This window comes from Sanguibacter biliveldensis, assembly GCF_033798665.1.
In the GTDB taxonomy this organism is placed as follows: domain Bacteria; phylum Actinomycetota; class Actinomycetes; order Actinomycetales; family Cellulomonadaceae; genus Sanguibacter; species Sanguibacter inulinus.
Window position 1 is genome coordinate 786889 of the sequence record NZ_CP138359.1, and the last position, 17099, is coordinate 803987.

Genomic DNA, 17099 nt, shown 5'->3' on the forward strand with positions numbered 1-17099 from the left:
GCGATCTTACGCGTCAGGACGCGTCTGCGGCAGGAGGCTCTGCTGGGTGCGTTGGACGGCCTCGGCCAGGTTCGCGGCGGGCAGCAGCGTCATGCCTGCGGGCGCAGGCCCGGACGTGCCTGGAGGCACGACGGCGCGGGTGAAACCGAGCCTGGCGGCCTCGCTGAGCCGGCGTGAGATCCCGGCGACCGCGCGCAGCTCGCCAGCCAGACCGACCTCTCCGATCGCGATGGTCCCGACGGGCACAGGCTTGTTCTCGAGCGCGCTGAGCGTCGCCAGGGCGATCGCGAGGTCGGCCGCGGGCTCCGTGACCCGTGCGCCGCCGATGGTCGAGACGTACACGTCGGCGTCCGTCAGCCGGGCGCCGAGGTGGCGGTGGATCACGGCGAGGATCATCGCGAGCCTGCTCGAGTCGATCCCGCTCGTGGTCCGCCGCGGGTTGGCGAGCGGGCTCGCGACCACCAGCGACTGGATCTCGAGGGCCAACGGTCGGCGGCCCTCGAGGGTGACGGTCACGCAGGTCCCCGGTACGGCCAGGTTGATGTGCGACAAGAACAGGCCGCTCGGGTCGGCGAGACCGGTGATGCCGTCCTCGGTGAGCTCGAAGCAGCCGACCTCGTCGGTCGGTCCGTACCTGTTCTTGACGGCCCGCACCATGCGCAGACGCGAGTGGCGGTCACCCTCGAACTGCAGCACCACGTCGACCAGGTGCTCGAGGGTGCGCGGCCCGGCGACCGAGCCGTCCTTGGTGACGTGCCCGACGAGCACGACAGGCATGTTGCGTCCCTTGGCTGCGGCGATCAGCGCGCCGGCGACCTCCCGGACCTGGCTGACACCGCCGGGTGAGCCGTCCACCTGGGCTGACGCGATCGTCTGGACCGAGTCGACGATCAGCAGGTCGGGGTCGGTCGCCTCGATCTGGCCGAGGACCTGCCCGAGGTCGGTCTCTGCCGCGAGCAGCAGGCTCGGGGCGAGGGCGTCGATCCGCTCGGCGCGCAGCCGCACCTGCCCCGCGGACTCCTCGCCCGTGATGTACAGGACCTTGCGACCCGCGCGGGCGGTCGTGCTCGCGACGTCGAGCAGCAGGGTCGACTTGCCGACGCCGGGCTCACCGGCGAGGAGCACCACGGCGCCGGGGACGATCCCGCCGCCGAGGACACGGTCGAACTCGCTGATGCCTGTCGGGGACGCCTGTGCGGTGTCGACGTCGATCTCGCCGATCGGCTGCGCGACAGAACGGGTCGGTGCGGACGCCACGGTCTTGGGCCCGGACGCGGCTGCGGCCGTCTCGGCCACGGTGCCCCACTCCTGGCACTCCCCGCAGCGGCCGACCCACTTGGACGTGGTCCAGCCGCACTCGGAGCAGCGGTAGCCCGGACGGGTCGCCCGGGCGGCGGAGGACGTGGTCCTGGTGGTGGTGGCCATGCCGAGAACGGTAACGGCACCCCCTGACACCCCCGGGGCGACCGGCGTCGTCGTGGCTCCACCACGCTGACAGACCCTGACCGTAGGCTGACCTCGTCATCTGCACGTCTCGCCGGCCGACAGGTTCCGGCGCACCGCCGGGTCCGACCCGCGCCTGCCACGAGGGAGCACCATGTCCGAGAACGAGCAGACCGGGTCAGCAGTCCCCGGCCAGCCCCCTCGAGGCGAGCACGCCACGCGCACGACGACCGACGCAGCGGCAGCCGAGCCGGCTCCCGCGTCAGGCATGCCCGACATCCCCTGGACACCTCCGCCCCGCCGCGGTGGACGCGGTCGTGCGGACGGTGCAGGTGCGGTCGCGACGGACCCGGACAGCGAGGCGCTGTCAGCCCGCCGCACGTCGGACGACGCGACCGAGCGCGACACGGCCGAGGACGCGCAGCCCGAGACGCGTAGCCCGGCGCAGCCCACCCGCTCGGCCCGACGCGCCGCAGGTGCAGGGGGCGCCGCTGGTGCTGTCGACGAGACACCTGGTGCGCACCCTCTCGACGGCCTGGACGCGGAGCCCGACGGGACACGCCCAGACGACAAGACCCGGCGGCGTACCTGGGTCTTGTGGGCCGTCATCGGTGGCGCGGTCGCGATCGTCGTCGCGGCTGTCGTGCTCTTCGCTCTCCTCTCCGGTGACGAGGCAGAGCCTGCAGCCCAGACGGTCACGACGACGATCGACGTCCCGACCCCGACGGCCGAGCCTCTCGACAGGACCGGTGCGACAGCGCTCGTCCAGGCGCTCCCCGGGACGGTCCGTCAGTTCGTCCTGGGGACCGTCGAGCCGACCGACACCCTCGACGGAGCTCTCGAGGCCTGGACCGTGACGTACTCGGGCCAGGTCCTCGGAGAGGACGGCACGCCGGTCGAGGGTGCAGACGCAGCGTCGGACGCCGCCCCCTCGGACGGTTCCTCGTCCGATGGTGCACCCGCAGAGGAGGCAGACGAGAGCGCCGCTGCCGAGGTCCCCGCGTCCGGGACCCCGGCCTTCACCGTCACCGTCGGACAGTGGGAGGACGCCGAGCAGGCGACCGCGGGAGCGCAGGCGCTCGCGGCCGAGCTCGGTGAGCCCGCGACGACCGAAGAGGTGACCGTCGGTGGCGAGGTCACCGGCTCCCTGTCCTACTACCCGTCCGGCGGCACGACCGGGACAGCGGTGTGGACCAACGGGACCGTCGCGATCCGCGCGGTCGGCCCGTCGTCCGAGCTCGTCAACTTCGCGACGGCCTTCGGCCTCTGATGCGGGTGAGCACCAGGCGACCGGGCATGAACGACGTCGCGCGCGCTGCCGGTGTCTCGCACCAGACGGTCTCCAGGGTGCTCAACAACCACCCCAACGTGCGCGACGAGACCCGGGAGAAGGTGCTCGCCGCGATCGCGGACCTCGGCTACCGCCGCAACTCTGCCGCGCGGACGCTGGTGACCCAGCGGTCCGGCACCGTCGGGGTGGTCACGACGGGCTCGTTCTCCTTCGGCCCGTCGCAGACCCTCGTGGCGATCGAGGAGGCGGCGCGGGAGACCGGCTACTTCATCACCGTGGCGACCTTGCGCACCGTCGACGCGGAGTCGATGCGTGACGCGCTCGACCACCTCATGCAGCAGGGGGTCGACGGCATCGTGGTGATCGCCCCGCACGCCGAGGTCGTCGACGCCGTGCGCGCCGCGCACGAGCAGCTCCCCGTCGTCGTCGTGGCTGCGCTCGCGGACCCGCCCGAGTCGGTGACCACGGTGTCGGTCGACCAGGTGCTCGGCGCGCGAGCCGTGGTCGACCACCTGGCAGGTCTCGGTCACCGGGACGTCGTGCACGTGTCGGGGCCCGCGGGCTGGTTGGACGCGGAGGCGCGGGTGCTGGGGTGGCGCGAGCAGTCGCGGGCCAGAGGTCTGGGGGTACCAGAGGTGGTCGAGGGGGACTGGACCTCGGGGTGCGGCTACGAGCTCGGCCAGCGCATGGCTGCCGAAGGAGCGCCGAGCGCTGTCTTCGCGGCGAACGACCACCTGGCGCTGGGGTTGCTCAGGGCCTTCCACGAGGCAGGGATGCGCGTGCCGCACGACGTCTCGGTGGTCGGCTTCGACGACATCACCGGCTCGGAGGACTTCATCCCGCCGCTCACGACGGTCCGCCCGGGTTTCGTCGCGCTGGGGCACCAGATCATCGAGACGCTCCGCGGCCTGCTCGACGGCATGACCGTCGGAGACGCTGTGCTCGTGCCCGAGCTCGTGGTGCGCGCGAGCACCGCAGCCCCTCGGGCCGTCTGACCGTTCCCTGCCAGGGGGCGTGGTCGGCTGTGCCCGAGTGCCCGAGTGCCCGAGTGCCCGAGTGCCCGAGTGCCCGAGTGCCCGAGTGCCCGCCGATCTCTCGTTCCGGTGGCGGGTGACCGGGGTCACTGGTACCGGATTGGCCAAGTCCCCGATCCGTAACGTAGTGTTCTGGATGTCAGCCCGACAGGGAGGCACAGACACCACTGCGAAGCTCGCAAGAGCCGCCGCGAAGTGGCTGTTCCCGGGGCGTGACCGAACCTCATCGAGAAGTACCGAGGCCAGACACAGTCTGGACATCGACTCCGAAGACATGAGGTAACCTGTTCCAGGCCGGAAGAACCTGCGCTAGTCGCGGGGACGGCTGACCGGAGAACGACAGGTCAACTTGAACGGCAGCCCCATGCGGATGAGCCTGAGAATGGCTCGATGGTGGTGCGCGTCCGCTCCTTGAGAACTCAACAGTGTGCTTAATAGTCAATGCCAAGACCCCTTGTCTTGGATTGGTGCTCGGCCTTTCGGTCGGGGCTGGTCTGGTGGCAAGGTTTATTTGGTATGAATTGAAAACGCAAGTTTTCGGTTTGTAGCCTTGATTAATCAAGTTCTCTCTTTGCAGGGAGGCTTGCTTCGTATGGTTGTTAACTGGTTTCGGCCAGTTGATAGCAAACATTTACGGAGAGTTTGATCCTGGCTCAGGACGAACGCTGGCGGCGTGCTTAACACATGCAAGTCGAACGGTGACATCAGAGCTTGCTCTGGTTGATCAGTGGCGAACGGGTGAGTAACACGTGAGTAACCTGCCCTTGACTCTGGGATAACTCCGGGAAACCGGGGCTAATACCGGATACGAGACGCGACCGCATGGTCGGCGTCTGGAAAGTTTTTCGGTCAAGGATGGACTCGCGGCCTATCAGCTTGTTGGTGAGGTAATGGCTCACCAAGGCGTCGACGGGTAGCCGGCCTGAGAGGGCGACCGGCCACACTGGGACTGAGACACGGCCCAGACTCCTACGGGAGGCAGCAGTGGGGAATATTGCACAATGGGCGAAAGCCTGATGCAGCGACGCCGCGTGAGGGATGAAGGCCTTCGGGTTGTAAACCTCTTTCAGTAGGGAAGAAGCGAAAGTGACGGTACCTGCAGAAGAAGCGCCGGCTAACTACGTGCCAGCAGCCGCGGTAATACGTAGGGCGCAAGCGTTGTCCGGAATTATTGGGCGTAAAGAGCTCGTAGGCGGTTTGTCGCGTCTGGTGTGAAAACTCAAGGCTCAACCTTGAGCTTGCATCGGGTACGGGCAGACTAGAGTGTGGTAGGGGTGACTGGAATTCCTGGTGTAGCGGTGGAATGCGCAGATATCAGGAGGAACACCGATGGCGAAGGCAGGTCACTGGGCCACTACTGACGCTGAGGAGCGAAAGCATGGGGAGCGAACAGGATTAGATACCCTGGTAGTCCATGCCGTAAACGTTGGGCACTAGGTGTGGGGCTCATTCCACGAGTTCCGCGCCGCAGCTAACGCATTAAGTGCCCCGCCTGGGGAGTACGGCCGCAAGGCTAAAACTCAAAGGAATTGACGGGGGCCCGCACAAGCGGCGGAGCATGCGGATTAATTCGATGCAACGCGAAGAACCTTACCAAGGCTTGACATACACCGGAATCATGCAGAGATGTGTGCGTCTTCGGACTGGTGTACAGGTGGTGCATGGTTGTCGTCAGCTCGTGTCGTGAGATGTTGGGTTAAGTCCCGCAACGAGCGCAACCCTCGTCCTATGTTGCCAGCACGTTATGGTGGGGACTCATAGGAGACTGCCGGGGTCAACTCGGAGGAAGGTGGGGATGACGTCAAATCATCATGCCCCTTATGTCTTGGGCTTCACGCATGCTACAATGGCCGGTACAAAGGGCTGCGATACCGCGAGGTGGAGCGAATCCCAAAAAGCCGGTCTCAGTTCGGATTGGGGTCTGCAACTCGACCCCATGAAGTCGGAGTCGCTAGTAATCGCAGATCAGCAACGCTGCGGTGAATACGTTCCCGGGCCTTGTACACACCGCCCGTCAAGTCACGAAAGTCGGTAACACCCGAAGCCGGTGGCCTAACCCCTTGTGGGATGGAGCCGTCGAAGGTGGGATTGGCGATTGGGACTAAGTCGTAACAAGGTAGCCGTACCGGAAGGTGCGGCTGGATCACCTCCTTTCTAAGGAGCTACACACTGGCTCGAGTCGGGGACTACCCCGGCAGGGTTCAGGTGGCCACTTCCACACTCCGAATGAGGGTGTGGGTGGTTGCTCACGGGTGGAACATTGACTAGGACTCGCCTCGAGCGGTCGCTTCAGTACACCAGCTTCGTCTGGTTGGAACGGGTGGCTTGTGAGGGTGGGGACATGAGCACACTGTTGGGTCCTGAAGGCACGGGCGTCTTGTACGCAAGTGAACTTCAGGCGCCAAGCCGGCTAGCACCTTCGGGTGGTGGCGGATCGGGTTGGTTGCTTTCGACACGGGTCACCCTGAACCAGTTGAACCGCTCTTGAGCTTTGCTCGGGGGTAGGCGGTGGTGTTGGGTGGGATCGTCCGTAGCTTGAGAACTGCACAGTGGACGCGAGCATCTTTGTAAGATCAAAGATTTATCTTTGGTTCTTTGCAATTTTTTGTTGTCAAGTTTTTAAGGGCACAGGGTGGATGCCTTGGCACTAGGAGCCGATGAAGGACGTAGTAGCCTGCGATAAGCCTCGGGGAGTTGGCAAACGAACTGTGATCCGAGGATTTCCGAATGGGGAAACCCAGCACGAGTTATGTCGTGTTACCTGCACCTGAATATATAGGGTGTGTGGAGGGAACGTCGGGAAGTGAAACATCTCAGTACCGACAGGAAGAGATATTCCGTGAGTAGTGGCGAGCGAAAGCGGATGAGGCCAAACCGTTCATGTGTGATACCCGGCAGGGGTTGCATGGGCGGGGTTGTGGGACCTTTCAGATGAGTCTGCCGGCTTGTCAGGGAGTCAGAAAGTCTCGTTATAGTCGAAGGGCATTGAAAGGCCCGGCGTAGAGGGTGTGACCCCCGTAGACGAAATGACGTGACCTCCCGAAGGGGATCCCAAGTAGCACGGGGCCCGAGAAATCCCGTGTGAATCCGTGAAGACCACTTCATAAGCCTAAATACTACCTAGTGACCGATAGCGGACAAGTACCGTGAGGGAAAGGTGAAAAGTACCCCGGGAGGGGAGTGAAATAGTACCTGAAACCGTGTGCCTACAATCCGTTGGAGCCTCCTTAGCAGGGGTGACAGCGTGCCTTTTGAAGAATGAGCCTGCGAGTTAGTGCTCAGTGGCGAGGTTAACCCGTGTGGGGAAGCCGTAGCGAAAGCGAGTCTTAATAGGGCGAATGAGTCGCTGGGTCTAGACCCGAAGCGAAGTGATCTACCCATGGGCAGGTTGAAGCGCGGGTAAGACCGCGTGGAGGACCGAACCCACCTAGGTTGAAAACTGGGGGGATGACCTGTGGGTAGGGGTGAAAGGCCAATCAAACTTCGTGATAGCTGGTTCTCCCCGAAATGCATTTAGGTGCAGCCTCGCGTGTTTCTTGCCGGAGGTAGAGCTACTGGATAGCCGATGGGCCCTACAAGGTTACTGACGTTAGCCAAACTCCGAATGCCGGTAAGTGAGAGCGCGGGAGTGAGACTGTGGGGGATAAGCTCCATAGTCGAGAGGGAAACAGCCCAGACCACCAGCTAAGGCCCCTAAGCGTGTGCTAAGTGGGAAAGGATGTGGAGTTGCACAGACAACCAGGAGGTTGGCTTAGAAGCAGCCACCCTTGAAAGAGTGCGTAATAGCTCACTGGTCAAGTGATTCCGCGCCGACAATGTAGCGGGGCTCAAGTACACCGCCGAAGCTGTGGCATTCACATAATAACCAGGCCTTCGTGGTCCAGGTGTGTGGATGGGTAGGGGAGCGTCGTGTGGGCAGTGAAGCTGCGGGGTAACCCAGTGGTGGAGCCTACACGAGTGAGAATGCAGGCATGAGTAGCGAAAGACGGGTGAGAAACCCGTCCGCCGAATGATCAAGGGTTCCAGGGCCAGGCTAATCCGCCCTGGGTAAGTCGGGACCTAAGGCGAGGCCGACAGGCGTAGTCGATGGACAAGGAGTTGATATTCTCCTACCGGCGAAGAACCGCCCATACCGAGCCAGGTGATGCTAACCGCCCAAGCCTGGTCCACAGGCCCTTCGGGGCTGAGGACTCAGGGGAGCGCGGGACCCGAACTTGTAGTAGGTAAGCGTATTAACAGGAGTGACGCAGGAAGGTAGCCAAGCCGAGCGACGGTTGTCTCGGTCTAAGGACGTAGGGCGAACAGTAGGCAAATCCGCTGTTCATATAGCCTGAGATCTGACGGGACCCACCCTAGGTGGGGATTTGGTGATCCTATGCTGCCGAGAAAAGCTTCGACGCGAGGTTCAAGCCGCCCGTACCCTAAACCGACTCAGGTGATCAGGTAGAGAATACTAAGGCGATCGAGAGAATCATGGTTAAGGAACTCGGCAAAATGCCCCCGTAACTTCGGGAGAAGGGGGGCCCGGAGCGTGAAGCCACTAGCTGGCCGAGCGTGCAAGGGCCGCAGAGACCAGGGAGAAGCGACTGTTTACTAAAAACACAGGTCCGTGCGAAGTCGCAAGACGATGTATACGGACTGACGCCTGCCCGGTGCTGGAAGGTTAAGAGGACGGGTTAGCCGCAAGGCGAAGCTCAGAATTTAAGCCCCAGTAAACGGCGGTGGTAACTATAACCATCCTAAGGTAGCGAAATTCCTTGTCGGGTAAGTTCCGACCTGCACGAATGGCGTAACGACTTCTCCGCTGTCTCAACCGTGAACTCGGCGAAATTGCACTACGAGTAAAGATGCTCGTTACGCGCAGCAGGACGGAAAGACCCCGGGACCTTTACTATAGTTTGGTATTGGTGTTCGGTGCGGCTTGTGTAGGATAGGTGGGAGACTGTGAAGCGGGCACGCCAGTGTTCGTGGAGTCAACGTTGAAATACCACTCTGGTCGCTCTGGACATCTAACCTCGGTCCGTAATCCGGATCAGGGACAGTGCCTGATGGGTAGTTTAACTGGGGCGGTTGCCTCCTAAAATGTAACGGAGGCGCTCAAAGGTTCCCTCAGCCTGGTTGGCAATCAGGTGTCGAGTGCAAGTGCACAAGGGAGCTTGACTGTGAGACTGACAGGTCGAGCAGGGACGAAAGTCGGAACTAGTGATCCGGCGGTGGCTTGTGGAAGCGCCGTCGCTCAACGGATAAAAGGTACCCCGGGGATAACAGGCTGATCTTGCCCAAGAGTCCATATCGACGGCATGGTTTGGCACCTCGATGTCGGCTCGTCGCATCCTGGGGCTGGAGTAGGTCCCAAGGGTTGGGCTGTTCGCCCATTAAAGCGGTACGCGAGCTGGGTTTAGAACGTCGTGAGACAGTTCGGTCCCTATCCGCTGCGCGCGCAGGAAACTTGAGAAGGGCTGTCCCTAGTACGAGAGGACCGGGACGGACGAACCTCTGGTGTGCCAGTTGTTCCGCCAGGAGCACGGCTGGTTGGCTACGTTCGGAAGGGATAACCGCTGAAAGCATCTAAGCGGGAAGCCTGCTTCAAGATGAGGTTTCCATGAGGGCTTGACCCTCGAGAGGCTCCCAGCAGACCACTGGGTAGATAGGCCGGATGTGGAAGAGAGGACTAACGACTCTCGGAGCTGACCGGTACTAATAAGCCGACAACTTGATAACACTCAAAATTTTGTGTGCTACGCGTCCACTGTGCGGTTCTCGGGTAACGGCCGAGAACCGGTTGACAACCCAATAGAGTTACGGCGGTCATAGCGAGGGGGAAACGCCCGGTCCCATTCCGAACCCGGAAGCTAAGCCCCTCTGCGCCGATGGTACTGCACGGGAGACTGTGTGGGAGAGTAGGTCGCCGCCGGACAACCATTCAACAAGAGCCCACCCCTTCACAGGGGTGGGCTCTTGTCGTACCCGGATGTTCTGAGGCTCGAGCGTGACGTTTCTCGCATCAGCGCGTGACCGAGTGACCGAGTGACCCCGTGACGCCGTTTCCGCCGGACGCCGTGTCCGCGTTTCCGCCTGACGCTGTGAACGCGTGATCGCGTGACCGGGAGACTCCGTGCCCCCAGTGCCCCCAGTGCCCCCAGTGCCCCCGCGCGGCCGGATCACGGGCCCGGTCCACCGTGAGAACCACAGAGGGTCGAACCCGCCATCCGCGCTCTTGCGCTGCGGTGATTGTGAACGTTAACATGACTGAGTCGAGGGGGTCAGGTCCGGTACCCGGTCTCGTCGGCGCGGAGTCGGGCGGGAGCCCGTGCGCTCCGTCCCCTGTCTCCCGACGTCGGGTGGCTCGTCCGGTCGTGGTCGATGTCGTCCAGCCGTCTTCACAAGCAACGAGGCTTCGAATGACTGACTCGCAGCGCGCCCTGGTCGTGGGCGTGGACTACGGAACTCTCTCTGGCCGTGCTGTCGTCGTGCGCGTGCACGACGGAGCCGAGCTGGGCACCGGGGTGCACGAGTACCCGCACGCGGTGATGGACCGGCAGCTCACCACGGGCCCTGCCTGGGAGGCCGGCACGCCCGTCTCCCTCGCCCCCGACTGGGCGCTCCAGGTTCCTCAGGACTACGTCGACGTCCTCAAGGTCGCTGTCCCTGCTGCCATCGCGCAGGCCCAGGCGGACCACGGGATCGACGTCGCCGACATCATCGGCATCGGCACAGACTTCACTGCCTGCACCATGGTCCCCACGACCTCCGACGGCACGCCGCTCTGCGAGCTCGACGGGCTCGGCGACCGTCCCCACGCCTACGTCAAGCTGTGGCGTCACCACGCCGCGCAGGGCCAGGCGGACCGTATCAACGAGCTCGCGCACAGCCGCGGCGAGTCCTGGATCTCGCGCTACGGCGGACTCATCTCCTCCGAGTGGGAGTTCGCCAAGGGCCTCGAGATCCTCGAGGAGGACCGCGAGGTCTACGACCGCATGGACCACTGGGTCGAGGCTGCTGACTGGATCGTGTGGCAGCTCAGCGGTGACTACGTCCGCAACGCCTGCACAGCCGGGTACAAGGGCATCTACCAGGACGGTCAGTACCCCTCCGAGGAGTTCCTCTCGGCGCTCAACCCCGACTTCGGCTCCTTCGTCTCCGACAAGGTCGAGCACACCATCGGTCAGCTCGGAGCCGCGGCAGGACGTCTCTCCGCCGAGGCAGCCGACTGGACCGGTCTGCCCGAGGGCATCGCCGTCGCGGTCGGCAACGTCGACGCCCACGTCACGGCCCCGGCAGCCAACGCCGTCGAGCCTGGTCAGATGACAGCGATCATGGGGACGTCCACCTGCCACGTGATGAACGGCGAAGAGCTGCACTCCGTCCCCGGCATGTGCGGGGTCGTCGAGGGTGGGATCGTCGACGGGCTCTGGGGCTATGAAGCGGGTCAGTCCGGTGTCGGCGACATCTTCGGCTGGTTCGTCAAGAGCGCCGTGCCGCCGGCCTACGTCGACGCCGCGGCCGCAGCCGGTCGTTCGGTCCACGAGCACCTCACCGAGCTGGCCCGCCCGCAGCAGATCGGCGAGCACGGCCTGATCGCCCTCGACTGGCACTCGGGCAACCGTTCTGTCCTCGTCGACCACGAGCTCTCGGGAGTGGTCGTCGGCCAGACGCTCGCGACCACCCCGGAGGACACCTACCGTGCGCTCCTCGAGGCGACAGCCTTCGGCACCCGGACGATCGTCGAGGCCTTCCAGGGCTCGGGCGTCCCCGTGACCGAGCTCGTCGTGGCCGGCGGCCTGCTGAAGAACACGCTGCTCATGCAAATCTACGCGGACGTCACGCGTCTGCCGCTGTCGACGATCGCCTCGGACCAGGGACCCGCGCTCGGCTCGGCCATCCACGCGGCTGTCGCTGCCGGCGCCTACCCCGACGTCCGTGCCGCCGCCCAGGTGATGGGCAAGCGCACCGTCGCCGCGTACCTGCCGATCGAGGAGAACGCCGTCCGCTACGACGCGCTCTTCGCCGAGTACACGGCGCTCCACGACTACTTCGGCCGTGGGGTCAACGAGGTCATGCACCGTCTCAAGGACATCCGCCGTGCCGCCAAGAGCGCCCCGGCCTCCGCAGCGCAGACCGGCTCGGTACACGACGGCGCCGAGCAGACCAGCAGCAAGTCCTCCGGGGCTGACGCGTGAGCGCCGCCCAGGCTCCTGGCCTCGCGGGCTACAGCGACGAGGTCCGCGAGGAGGTGGCCCGCGTCCGTGAGGTCGTCGCGCGCCTGCACGCCGAGCTCCCGCGCTGGGAGCTGGTCGTGTGGACCGCGGGCAACGTCTCGCAGCGGCTCACCACGGCGGACCTCTTCGTCATCAAGCCGTCGGGGGTGACCTACGACGAGCTCACCCCGGAGTCGATGGTCGTCTGCACCCTCGACGGCGAGCTCGTCGACGGGACCCGGTCGCCGTCGTCGGACACCGCGGCCCACGCCTACGTGTACAGGCACATGCCGCAGGTCGGGGGCGTGGTGCACACCCACTCGACCTACGCGACGGCCTGGGCGGCCCGCGGCGAGGCTGTCCCCTGCGTCCTGACGATGATGGCGGACGAGTTCGGCGGTGACGTCCCGGTCGGTCCCTTCGCCCTCATCGGTGACGACTCGATCGGCCAGGGGATCGTCGAGACGCTCTCCGGCAGCCGGTCCCCGGCGGTCCTCATGCGCAACCACGGGCCCTTCACGATCGGTGCCGACGCGAAGGCTGCGGTCAAGGCCGCCGTCATGGTCGAAGAGGTCGCCCGCACGGTGCACATCTCGCGGCAGCTCGGCGAGCCCACCCGCATCCCGCAGGAGCAGATCGACTCGCTCTACGACAGGTACCAGAACGTCTACGGACGCTGATCTGCCCCGAGCGCACAGCACGTCACACCACCCATGACAGCGGCCCCGTGCCGCGTCGCCTACCGGCACACCCCGCCGGAGTGAGGACACACCATGAAGAACCCGTTCGAGGGCAAAGAGATCTGGTTCCTGACCGGGTCGCAGGGGCTCTACGGAGAGGAGACCCTCCAGCAGGTCGCCGAGCAGTCGCAGGCGATCGCCGCGGCCATCGACGAGGCCGGCGAGGTGCCGATCCGCGTCGTGTGGAAGCCCGTGCTTAAGGACTCCGAGTCGATCAAGCGGACGGCCCTCGAGGCCAACGCCGACCCGGCGTGCATCGGCCTCGTCGCCTGGATGCACACCTTCTCGCCCGCCAAGATGTGGATCCGCGGTCTCGACGCCCTCGACACCCCGCTGCTGCACCTGCACACGCAGGCCAACGTCGAGCTGCCCTGGGCAGACATCGACATGGACTTCATGAACCTCAACCAGGCCGCGCACGGCGACCGTGAGTTCGGGTACATCCAGACGCGCATGGGCGTCCCGCGCAAGACTGTCGTCGGGCACGTCTCCAACCCCGCCGTCATCGCCAAGATCGCCACGTGGTCGCGTGCCGCCGCCGGCTTCGACGCCGTCCGCAACCTGCGCCTGGCGCGCTTCGGCGACAACATGCGCAACGTGGCCGTCACCGAGGGCGACAAGACCGAGGCCGAGATCAGCCTCGGTGTCTCGGTCAACACGTGGGGCGTCAACGAGCTCGTCGAGGCTGTCGACGCCGTCGAGGAGTCGGTGATCGACGCCCTCGTCGCCGAGTACGAAGAGCTCTACGACGTCGCCCCGGAGCTGCGGGCCGGCGGAGAGCGGCACGACGCGCTGCGCTACGGCGCTCGCCAGGAGGCCGGGCTGCGGTCCTTCCTCGAGGCGGGCGACTTCGGCGCCTTCACGACGAACTTCGAAGACCTCGGCGCGCTGCGCCAGCTCCCCGGGCTCGCCGTCCAGCGGCTCATGGCCGAGGGCTACGGCTTCGGCGCCGAGGGCGACTGGAAGACCGCGCTGCTCGTGCGCGCCGCGAAGGTCATGGGCTACGGCCTCCCGGGTGGGGCGTCCCTCATGGAGGACTACACCTACGACCTGACCCCCGGCGACGAGAAGATCCTCGGGGCGCACATGCTCGAGGTCTGCCCCTCGCTCACCACGTCCAGGCCCTCGCTCGAGGTGCACCCGCTCGGCATCGGCGGCAAGGAGGACCCGGTCCGCCTGGTCTTCGACACCGACCCCGGGCCCGCCGTGGTGGTCGCGATGTCGGACATGCGCGAGCGCTTCCGCCTCACCGTCAACGTGGTCGACGTGGTCGAGCCCGGCCACGAGCTGCCGAACCTGCCCGTGGCCCGCGCCGTGTGGAAGCCGCAGCCGAGCTTCGCGGTCTCTGCGGAGGCCTGGCTGATCGCCGGCGCCGCGCACCACACCGTGATGAGCACGGCTGTGGGCCTCGAGGCCTTCCAGGACTTCTCGGACATGGCGCGGACCGAGCTCGCGACGATCGACGAGACGACCACGTCGCGCGGCTTCGCCCAGGAGCTCCGCTGGAACCAGGCGTACTACAGGCTCGCCCAGGGCTTCTGACCCCCTGACCAGCACCTGAGCCCGGGAGCGGTCCACAACCGCTGCGCTGCACGGACCGCTCCCGGGCTCTAGGCTCGAACCGTCACAGACTCTCGGGGCGTCCTGCGTCCCGAGCTCAGACCCGCCGTCGTCCTCGACGAGCGCCGCAGGGGGCGCAGACCGAGGGCGACGGCGGTCTTGTCATATCTCGGGCCGGTGCTGGTCGGCGTTCCCCGTCGACGCCATCGACGCGGCCGAGCTCGACAGCATCGTCGTGACTCTGCCGCAGCTCCGTCGCGAGACCGGCGCGAGCGGCTCAGCCGTCCCGGCGGCCTTCGAGGTCCCCGGCCTGGGGTGCACGCCCACAGCTGCACGGAGAGCACCCCGCACCGTCAGGACGACGTTCCGCCCGAGGTGCGCGCTCCGGTCCAGCCGGCCCCGTCCAGGGACGTGACGGGGGCTCTGCGGGCCTGTAGGCCCCCAGGCGGGACATCCATCCCGTGCGGCCCTCGGCGGCTGCGACGGCCTCGCGCACGGGCAGGCTCAGGACGGACCTCGTGCTGAGGTCCGGGGTGAACCGCAGGCGCGACGGCATCGGGGGTAGTCGGTCGAGCATCGGGGTCGGCATCTCCTCGAGGGGTGCGGGCGCAGGGCTCCGCAACAATGCCTCGAGCGTGCCAGTGCTGGCTGCGAAGAAGCCGGGAGATAGGTGGCGGAGCGGAGGATCTACCGTGCAGGGAATGTGGTGCTGAGTGGTGGTCTTCCACCCGTCAGGGGCGCGCTGCGAATCTCTCGAGGAGATCAGAGTGGCCCGAGACCACGAGCAGGTCTGTGGCGGCGATCCGGGTCTGCGGCTCGGCGTAGACGAACTCCTGCCCGGGCGACTTCACGCCGATGATCGTCACGCCGTACCGTTCACGGACCTTCGACTGCGCGATCGTGAAGCCCTGCGTCTCGCGCGGGGGACGCATCTTGACGATCGTGAACCCGTCTTCGACCTCGATGTAGTCGAGCAGCTTGCCGGAGACGAGGTGCGCGACGCGGTTGCCCGCGTCGGCCTCGGGGAAGACGACGTGGTGCGCCCCGATGCGCTGGAGGATGCGCCCGTGCTCGGCCGAGATCGCCTTCGCCCAGATCTGCGCGGTCCCCAGGTCGACGAGGTTGCCGGTGATGAGCACGCTCGCCTCGAGGGAGGTGCCGACCCCGACGACCGCGACCGAGAAGTCGCGCGCGCCAAGCTGCTCGAGAGCCTCGGGGCTCGTCGCGTCCGCCTCGACGATCGGCAGGCGGTCGGAGAAGTGCGCGACGAGCTGAGGAGACCTCTCGACGGCGAGCACGTCCTGCCCCAGCCTGTCGAGGGTCATGGCCATCGCGGAGCCGAAGCGGCCGAGGCCGACGACGAGGACGCCGGCGTCGGACTTCGACGCCTTCGCGGCGCGGTCCACGCGTCCGGCGGTGCTGTCAACCAATGATCGGCCTCTCCTCGGGCAGCCGGATGACCCGGCGGCGGTCGCGCAGCGCAAGAGCTGCAGCAAAGGTCATGGTGCCGGTACGGCCGATGAACATCAAGGCGACGAGCACGTACTTCCCGGCCTCGGGGAGCTCGTGCGTCACGCCTGTCGTCAGGCCGACCGTCGCGAAGGCGGAGATCACCTCGAACAAGACCACGTCGAGCGACCAGCCGGTGATCTCGAGGAGCAGCAGCGACGACACGAGCACAGCGGTCGCGCCGACGAACACCACGGCGACGGCGAGCCGCAGGGTCTCGCGCGGGATGCGCCGGCCGAAGGCCTCGACGTCACGGTCACCGCGCGCCTCGGCGACGATCGCGATCATCATCACGGCGAGGGTCGTCACCTTGATGCCGCCTGCGGTCGACGCCGAACCGCCTCCGACGAACATGAGTGAGTCGGTGACGAGCCAGCTGGCCTCGTGCATCTGCCCGATGTCGACCGTCGAGAAGCCCGCGGACCGCGGCATGACCCCCATGAAGAGGCCCGACAGCAGCTTCTCGCCCACGGGCATGCGACCGAAGGTCCCGGGGTTCGTCCACTCGAGCAGGACGAACATGAGCGACCCGGCGACCACGAGCAGCCCCGAGGTGACGACGGTGAGCTTGGCGTGCAGGCTCCACCTGCGGAACTGACGGCGGTTCCGGGCGACGTTGAGGATCACCGGGAACCCGAGCGCCCCGATGAACGCACCGACGATGATCGGCAGGAGAAGCAGCCAGTCGCCCGCGTGCGGGGTCAGGCCCTCCTCGGTCGGGATGAACCCGGCGTTGTTGAAGACCGACACCGCGTAGAAGATGCCGTGCCACACGGCCTCGCCGACGGTCTCGCGCAGCACGATGAAGCGCGGGACCAGCAGGAGTGCGAGCGCCACCTCGATCGTGGTCGAGGTGATGATGACGACGCGGATCAGCGACCCGACCTCGCCGAGCCGGGTGGTCTTGGTCTCGGAGGCCGTGAGCAGCTTCTGCGTGAGCCCGATGCGGCGCGAGACGGCCATGCCGAGCAGCGAGGCCAGCGTCATGACGCCGAGCCCGCCGACCTTGATGGCCACGAGGATGACGGCCTGCCCGAAGGTCGACCAGTACGTCCCCGTGGGGACCGTCACGAGGCCCGTCACGCACACCGCCGAGGTGGCTGTGAAGAGGGCGTCGACGAACGGGGCGCGGACCCCGGAGGTCGTCGCGAAGGGCGTCGACAGGAGCCCTGTGAAGACGGCGATGACCGCGGCGAACACCGTGAGGGCGAGGCGGGCCGGGGACTGGCGGGCCATGCGGTCGACAAGCTCGCGGCCTGCCCAGAGGCGTCCCGAGAACCCGGATGCCATGACTGCTCCCTGCGTCGAGATAGACACGTACCAC

The 17099-nt window shown here is 65.9% G+C and carries 8 protein-coding genes and 3 rRNA genes; 8 read left to right on the forward strand and 3 right to left on the reverse strand.

Features of this window, described 5'->3' with window-relative positions; genetic code table 11:
• Positions 1-6 precede the first annotated feature (6 nt).
• Complete coding sequence (radA, locus tag SANBI_RS03380; protein ID WP_056136273.1) at positions 7-1425, reverse strand: DNA repair protein RadA; 1419 nt, start codon at positions 1423-1425, stop codon at positions 7-9.
• Positions 1426-1597: 172 nt separating this feature from the next.
• On the opposite strand from radA, the gene SANBI_RS03385 reads away from it, so the two are divergent.
• The 8 genes from SANBI_RS03385 (at position 1598) to araA (ending at position 14248) form a co-directional block, all read left to right on the forward strand.
• Positions 1598-2713, forward strand: a complete 1116-nt coding sequence (locus tag SANBI_RS03385; protein WP_319158934.1) for a hypothetical protein — start codon at positions 1598-1600, stop codon at positions 2711-2713.
• Between the two features lie 26 nt (positions 2714-2739).
• Positions 2740-3729: a LacI family DNA-binding transcriptional regulator gene (locus SANBI_RS03390; RefSeq protein WP_319158936.1), complete on the forward strand. Its 990-nt coding sequence runs from the start codon at positions 2740-2742 to the stop codon at positions 3727-3729.
• 669 nt (positions 3730-4398) lie between these two features.
• Positions 4399-5922 (forward strand): 16S ribosomal RNA (locus SANBI_RS03395).
• 455 nt (positions 5923-6377) lie between these two features.
• Positions 6378-9489: ribosomal RNA gene (locus tag SANBI_RS03400) — 23S ribosomal RNA — on the forward strand.
• Between the two features lie 79 nt (positions 9490-9568).
• Positions 9569-9685, forward strand: a 5S ribosomal RNA gene (rrf, locus tag SANBI_RS03405).
• The 16S, 23S and 5S rRNA genes sit together here, the layout of an rRNA operon.
• Before the next feature lie 484 nt (positions 9686-10169).
• Positions 10170-11948 (forward strand): ribulokinase, encoded by a 1779-nt coding sequence (gene araB, locus SANBI_RS03410; RefSeq protein ID WP_319158938.1) that lies wholly within the window; start codon positions 10170-10172, stop codon positions 11946-11948.
• Positions 11945-12646: an L-ribulose-5-phosphate 4-epimerase gene (locus tag SANBI_RS03415; protein ID WP_179914206.1), complete on the forward strand. Its 702-nt coding sequence runs from the start codon at positions 11945-11947 to the stop codon at positions 12644-12646. Before araB ends, SANBI_RS03415 begins: the two co-directional genes overlap by 4 nt.
• A 93-nt stretch (positions 12647-12739) precedes the next feature.
• The gene (gene araA, locus SANBI_RS03420) at positions 12740-14248 is read left to right on the forward strand and encodes an L-arabinose isomerase (protein WP_319158941.1); all 1509 of its coding nucleotides are present in this window, start codon (positions 12740-12742) and stop codon (positions 14246-14248) included.
• A gap of 749 nt (positions 14249-14997) precedes the next feature.
• Here araA and SANBI_RS03425 read toward each other — a convergent pair.
• Both SANBI_RS03425 and SANBI_RS03430 read right to left on the reverse strand, forming a co-directional pair.
• Positions 14998-15696 (reverse strand): potassium channel family protein, encoded by a 699-nt coding sequence (locus tag SANBI_RS03425; RefSeq protein WP_056136520.1) that lies wholly within the window; start codon positions 15694-15696, stop codon positions 14998-15000.
• Positions 15689-17065, reverse strand: coding sequence for a TrkH family potassium uptake protein (locus SANBI_RS03430; protein ID WP_319161166.1), 1377 nt, complete (start codon positions 17063-17065; stop codon positions 15689-15691). Before SANBI_RS03430 ends, SANBI_RS03425 begins: the two co-directional genes overlap by 8 nt.
• Between the last annotated feature and the right edge of the window lie 34 nt (positions 17066-17099).